Origin of the sequence: Serratia sp. T13T92, assembly GCF_047530105.1 — a bacterium.
Taxonomy (GTDB): domain Bacteria; phylum Pseudomonadota; class Gammaproteobacteria; order Enterobacterales; family Enterobacteriaceae; genus Chania; species Chania fonticola.
In genome coordinates, this window is the sequence record NZ_JBLJAK010000088.1 from 1 (window position 1) to 5,287 (window position 5,287).

At 44.1% G+C, this 5,287-nt stretch carries 7 protein-coding genes and 1 pseudogene; 6 read left to right on the plus strand and 2 right to left on the minus strand.

The genetic code is table 11. The features are described 5' to 3' along the window. The first annotated feature begins 62 nt into the window (after positions 1-62). The 3 genes from ACMV5I_RS29005 (at position 63) to ACMV5I_RS29015 (ending at position 1,726) form a co-directional block, all read left to right on the plus strand. Positions 63-374: a hypothetical protein gene (locus ACMV5I_RS29005; RefSeq protein WP_414825921.1), complete on the plus strand. Its 312-nt coding sequence runs from the start codon at positions 63-65 to the stop codon at positions 372-374. Between the two features lie 84 nt (positions 375-458). Further along, on the plus strand, positions 459-719 hold the full coding sequence (locus tag ACMV5I_RS29010) for a hypothetical protein (protein WP_414825915.1): 261 nt from the start codon (positions 459-461) through the stop codon (positions 717-719). A 143-nt stretch (positions 720-862) separates the two neighbouring features. Continuing rightward, positions 863-1,726 (plus strand): LPD29 domain-containing protein, encoded by an 864-nt coding sequence (locus ACMV5I_RS29015; RefSeq protein ID WP_414825916.1) that lies wholly within the window; start codon positions 863-865, stop codon positions 1,724-1,726. 420 nt (positions 1,727-2,146) lie between these two features. Here the strand turns inward: ACMV5I_RS29015 and ACMV5I_RS29020 are convergent, their stop codons facing one another. Continuing rightward, on the minus strand, positions 2,147-2,608 hold the full coding sequence (locus tag ACMV5I_RS29020) for a transglycosylase SLT domain-containing protein (RefSeq protein ID WP_414825917.1): 462 nt from the start codon (positions 2,606-2,608) through the stop codon (positions 2,147-2,149). A 420-nt stretch (positions 2,609-3,028) separates the two neighbouring features. Between ACMV5I_RS29020 and traM the strand changes: the two genes are divergently transcribed. From traM to ACMV5I_RS29035, 3 genes are all read left to right on the plus strand, one after another. Then, positions 3,029-3,424, plus strand: coding sequence for a conjugal transfer relaxosome DNA-binding protein TraM (gene traM / locus ACMV5I_RS29025; protein WP_414825918.1), 396 nt, complete (start codon positions 3,029-3,031; stop codon positions 3,422-3,424). A gap of 191 nt (positions 3,425-3,615) precedes the next feature. Next, positions 3,616-4,062, plus strand: coding sequence for a hypothetical protein (locus tag ACMV5I_RS29030; protein ID WP_414825919.1), 447 nt, complete (start codon positions 3,616-3,618; stop codon positions 4,060-4,062). Between the two features lie 385 nt (positions 4,063-4,447). After that, positions 4,448-5,145 (plus strand): IS1 family transposase gene (locus ACMV5I_RS29035; RefSeq protein ID WP_414825920.1). Its coding sequence is split into 2 segments (ribosomal slippage): positions 4,448-4,706 and positions 4,706-5,145, totalling 699 coding nucleotides; the frame shifts between segments, so codons are not numbered across the junction. Between the two features lie 29 nt (positions 5,146-5,174). Here ACMV5I_RS29035 and ACMV5I_RS29040 read toward each other — a convergent pair. Next, positions 5,175-5,287 (minus strand): annotated as a pseudogene (locus ACMV5I_RS29040) (VapC toxin family PIN domain ribonuclease); the annotation flags it as partial.

A 5,287-nucleotide genomic window follows, 5' to 3' on the forward strand; every position in this document is an offset into this window, starting at 1 on the left:
CATGCGTTGCTGACGGCGCTGAAATCGCCGGACGACGCCATCGACTGGGACACGCTGCTGCCCTGGAAAATCACCCTACCTTAAACCCCACGACCGAACACTGTGGGGATTTAACGACGCTTACGAAAAAGCCGGTTGAAATCGACGTTCATCGGTTCCATGACGCGCTGGGCCTGATGTACCCACTGAATTGGTCATGCAGCGAAAACGGTGAGTGTGAAACGTTTATGTCAGCTGAGATGTATTGCGGCAACGTTACCGAAATTTACACCCGGATCGGCATTCGCTACTTCATGATGCGGGATCACAGCAACCTGAACCACGATAAGATCCTGGCCAGCGTTAAGGAGGCGTTTGGTTTAAACCAGAAATGAAAAAAGCAGGGTTTCCCCTGCCTTCTCTGCCGGTTTACCCCTGAGAAAGTTAGACCGGCTTTCAATCAACACGGAGATAAAGCCATGAATATTGAAGTCTCAATCATTGCACCATCTGCACTGTATGTAAAGCAATTGGAGATCCAAAACGAGCAACCGAAAAAACAGGTTCGCATTCTACGCCGTGACATTGCCGCCAGTGATCTCAATCCGGAAATGCGCGACTTGGGTTTCCATATCGCCCAGTGCCGCCACAAAGGCCAGTCCGTCCGTGTTCCCGCTATGCGTGGGAGTGATTGGGGGCACGTTCTACGTGTTCTTGAGCTGACACGAGCGATCGCCTGATTTAACGCGCCGCCCCATGTGGGCGGCTTTTACCGGCTAACCGTATATTTTTAGACGAATCCATAAATGACGGCGAATGATGCAATAAAAGAAACTGCCTGAACCTGAGAAAGCAGGCTGAAAATCAAAAAGGAGATAACGCCATGGGTACTATGAAAAAAAAGATAAATAATAAACTGGTCGTTGTAGGGCAAGTTGTCAGCACAAATCTATATGGTCTGGGTCGTGGTGTCATACACCTGATCCAGGGTACACAAAGCCCGGAAACAGTAACCCATCGTTTTGGAGGTGTAATGGCATCAGGTGGAAACGCAACTTTTGATATTGCGTTTGAATGCGGGAGTATGATGCATCAATTACCTGAGTGCATTTTGCATGGAGTTCAATGGACAATCCACGATGAAGTTCTGGGGCAAGATGAAGTCCTGCAAATCATAAATAATGCACGCGCTGAGGAAGAAAGAAAAAACTCAGAAAAAAAGCTGGCTCAAAAAACATTTCAAGATGAAATTGAGCGTTTAAAAACAGCGCCTGAGTATAGCAGGCTTTCACAAGAACAAAAAGGCGTTGCTCAAGTTACGGCGAATATCCGGAAAGAATTGAAAGCGGCATATCCAGGTGTAAAATTTAGTGTGCGTGTAAGACATACTGATAGTGTCACCGTTATTTGGACAGATGGCCCTAAAGAGGATGATATTAAGACTATCGTTGGTAAATATAGAGTTGGCCACTTTAACAGCATGGAAGATATTTATGAGTATTGTGAGACTCCGTTTAATAAAGTTTATGGGGGTGTTAGTTATCTTTTCACGAATAGAGAGTTTAGCGACGTTCTGACAGCGAAGGCCATACAGGAATTTAATGACAAGTTCGGCGATCGATTTGAGAATATCAACATGGAGCGCTATAAAAAAGGTGAGTTATGGCATGTAGGTTTTAGTGATTTTCGGTTAGGTTATGGAGTCGGGTCTGAAATAAACAGAATGAGAACAGAATTAACAGCGTAGAAAATTCATACGAAGAATGAAGAGGCTACCTCCTCATTCCAGTGTTCTTATGATTTAGAACGGCGTTTCTGTAAAAATTGTCTGCGTCGCTTTAAAGTGATACCCCCGTTGAGGGAGTATCACTTTATTCCCCGCCCACCTGGATTAAAAGAAGAAACCTTTTCATCCTGTCACTGCCCCAAAGGGGCTCCCTGGTTAGCGCGATGACAATGATATACCTATTGTCATCGACTGAGAATGTGCTGTTGTCAGGTTGGCTTATCCACATCTGCACAAACACCATTTTTCAACTTGTCACGTTGAAAAATCGCTCCCTCTCATTTACTTCTGTTGTGGAAGTAAATTCGTTGGCTTTAGTTCATGTGCATATGTGGATAAGGGTGGCAACGCGGAAAATGTGCGGTTAATCAGACGTGATTGTTACTGAGCAACCTTATCCTTACTCTGCTTGATTGCACGATAAGTTCTCTCAATCTTGGAAGCATACTTATAACGTCTTTGCGCTTGGATATCGGTTTCTTTGAATCCTGCATTGTACGCACCGACAGCTGCCCAGGATACGCCCCATTTTTTGAATGATGTTGCCAGTATGTATGCACCAGTATAAATGTTCATACATGCGTCCTGGCTCAAATGATTTTGACTTATGCCAAGAGCTGCAAGTTTTTTAGAGTGCTGGGTGTTAATTTGCATAAGGCCAATATCTAAACTGCCATCCGAGTTTTGGCCAACAGCAACCGGGTTAAACTTTGATTCGTTCCAGGCTATGGCTCTTAGAAGATCAGGGTCAATACGGTAATCACGTCCTGCCATATCAAAGCAATCACCTAGGGCAGGGAATGAGAGCAGAAATAATATCGAAGAAAAAGCTATTCGTTTCATAAACTGCCCCTGTCCGTAAAAGTTGTAATAATCTAGTCCTAACAAAAAACCAAGTCAACTATATAACGCCTCTCGATACAATTTCTCCACACCCCACGCAAAAATTACTTTTTGCTGATTTGCTTTTAAATACAGTAAGTTAAGAAAGTAATAATGTGAAATAAATTATAATAGTGTTCATTAACGACTCTAAGGCGATACAAACCGAGTCGGTAATGACTCTACGACAAATCATGAACGAATCAGAGCCGAAGAATCAGGAGGTTGAGACGAGTTGACCCTAGAGTCAATTCTATATAAGATTCGCCGTGTGACTCTCCGTGTATCTAGATTCGACTTGCGATTCGATTTTTGGGTGATTCGTTATGTTTATGATATTTCAGGGTCAAATAAAATCCTAATAATATAAGGAAAAGTGCCGTGGCTAAGATCCAGGTGTACGCCAGTGATGATGTAGCAGACAAGATAATGGCAATAGTAGAAAAACGCCGTCAGGAAGGTGCTAAAGATAAAGATGTCAGTTTTTCGAGTGTCACTACGATGCTCATTGAACTGGGGCTTAGGGTGTATGAAGCCCAGATGAAAAACAAAGAGACAGGATTCAATCAGGCTCTCTTTAATAAGACGATGCTAGAAAATATGCTGAAAGCGCAGATGGCGACAAGTAAGCTGTTAGGCATGATGTCTCTCAGTCCACATTTAGAAGGGAACGATAAGTTCATATTTAAAGATATGGTCACAACAATCCGCGAAGATGTAGACCAAATCGTATCAAATTTCTTCCCTAAAGATGAGGATGGTGAAGATGATGTATAATTGAAACAATAATTTTTTGCGGTTCATTTTACCTTAAATTTAGCATGAAAAAAATAATTTTCTTTGCTACATTATTATCGGATTTAATGAAAATTTGATTATCGGCGATTTAGTTTGCTGAATCGCTGGTACGAAGGGATAGAGCCCTACGTACCAGCTACCCACTCGACCTAAAATGGAGGTTGTCATGAGTGCTGCTAGATCCTAGAGATCTAACATCTACAAGTCAATCCTTAGCTGATATTGTTAATCGTTTTGATAAGTCTTATTCGTCATCACCGTTACCTTTTTGTATTCGCGATCAGTCTCGATGTTATATTTATTCAAACGCCGCATACCTGAAATTTATTAAACCTGCACCAAGTAAATTGCCGGGGGCAGGTTTTGATGTAACGACTGTTGAAGTGATATTGTCAGCCATTGAATTAGATGCATTCTTAATGGGGGCGAATGCCGCCATGTGCCGTACATTTATGCGCAATGGTGACTTGCTTCAATTGCGTATCGAAACTCGTCATGTTCAAGGAGAAATGTATTCTCTTTGGTTTATTAATCCATTTCCTGCATACCTAATTCGGTTTGAGAAACCGTCTGTAGATGGCAGTGGAGATATCAATGATATCTGGGGTATTGGGTGAGTAGACTACTAACCCACCCAGGATCAGCAGCGAGGCGGACAAGAAGAGCAGACTCAGACTCATGCCCCATCCTACCCGATAGTGACCTCGATGTCCGTTGCTGAGCGTTTCGGTTTGAACTGCGACGAGAATAAATAGCCGGTGAGCGTGAGTGTATTTCCCGGTTCATCCGGTGCGCTCACCGTAAACTGTCTTCACTCACATCATGAATATCAAATCCCTCACCGAAGAGAAAAAGAATAATATCCTCACACGAGTGCATAACACGCACGCCGACCAGACCCTTGATGGTATCCGTTATTATTTTTCTCGCCTCATTATTCTCTGAAATTACGGTCATGACGCCGAGTTAGTGTTATTGTATGCTTCGCTTTTTGGATGACTGATGGCAAAGGTTGATGTGGTTTGTCCCCGCTGTTCTGAAACTCAGGGTGTGATCAGAAACGGTCATTCCAGCTCAGGAACGCAGCTCTATCGCTGCAAACTATGCCTGAAGACCTTCCAGCTCAGCTATCGCTACAACGGAGCTAAACCCGAAACCCATCAGACCATTATTGATATGGCGATGAACGGCTCCGGATGCCGCGATACCGCAAGGGTATTGAAGATAAGCCTCAACACCGTTCTCCGTCATCTAAAAAACTTGCCCCGCATCAGGTAGCGCAAAACGTTGAGCCAGGGGCAGAAGTCGTTATCTGCTGTGAAGCCGATGAGCAGTGGTCGTATGTCCGCTGTAAAGACAATCCGCGCTGGCTGTTTTATGCCTATGACCGTATCCGCAAACGTGTTCTCGCCCACGCATTTGGCCCACGTAACGCTCTGACATTGCAGCGTCTTCTGGCTTTACTGAGTCGGTTTAACATTGCCTTCTACATGACCGATGCATGGCCGGTCTATCAGACGCTGCTGGCCTCAACCAGCCATGTTATCAGCAAGAAATATACTCAGCGGATAGAACGACATAATCTGAATCTGAGAACTCACATCAAACGCCTTGCCCGCAAAACCATCTGCTTCTCAAAGTCAGAAGAGATGCACGATAAGATCATCGGCTCGTATCTGACAATCAACCACTACCACTAAGTCTGCGTCACGACCGGGTTTTGAATACGTCAATGAACCGGCTGATAGCTCGCATTAAGACGTTTAGCAAGCCTCTCAAGTCGCTTATCCAGCGTCCAGAGTCTCGCACCTGGTGTTATCAGGGTCGATGCAAGTAACGTAA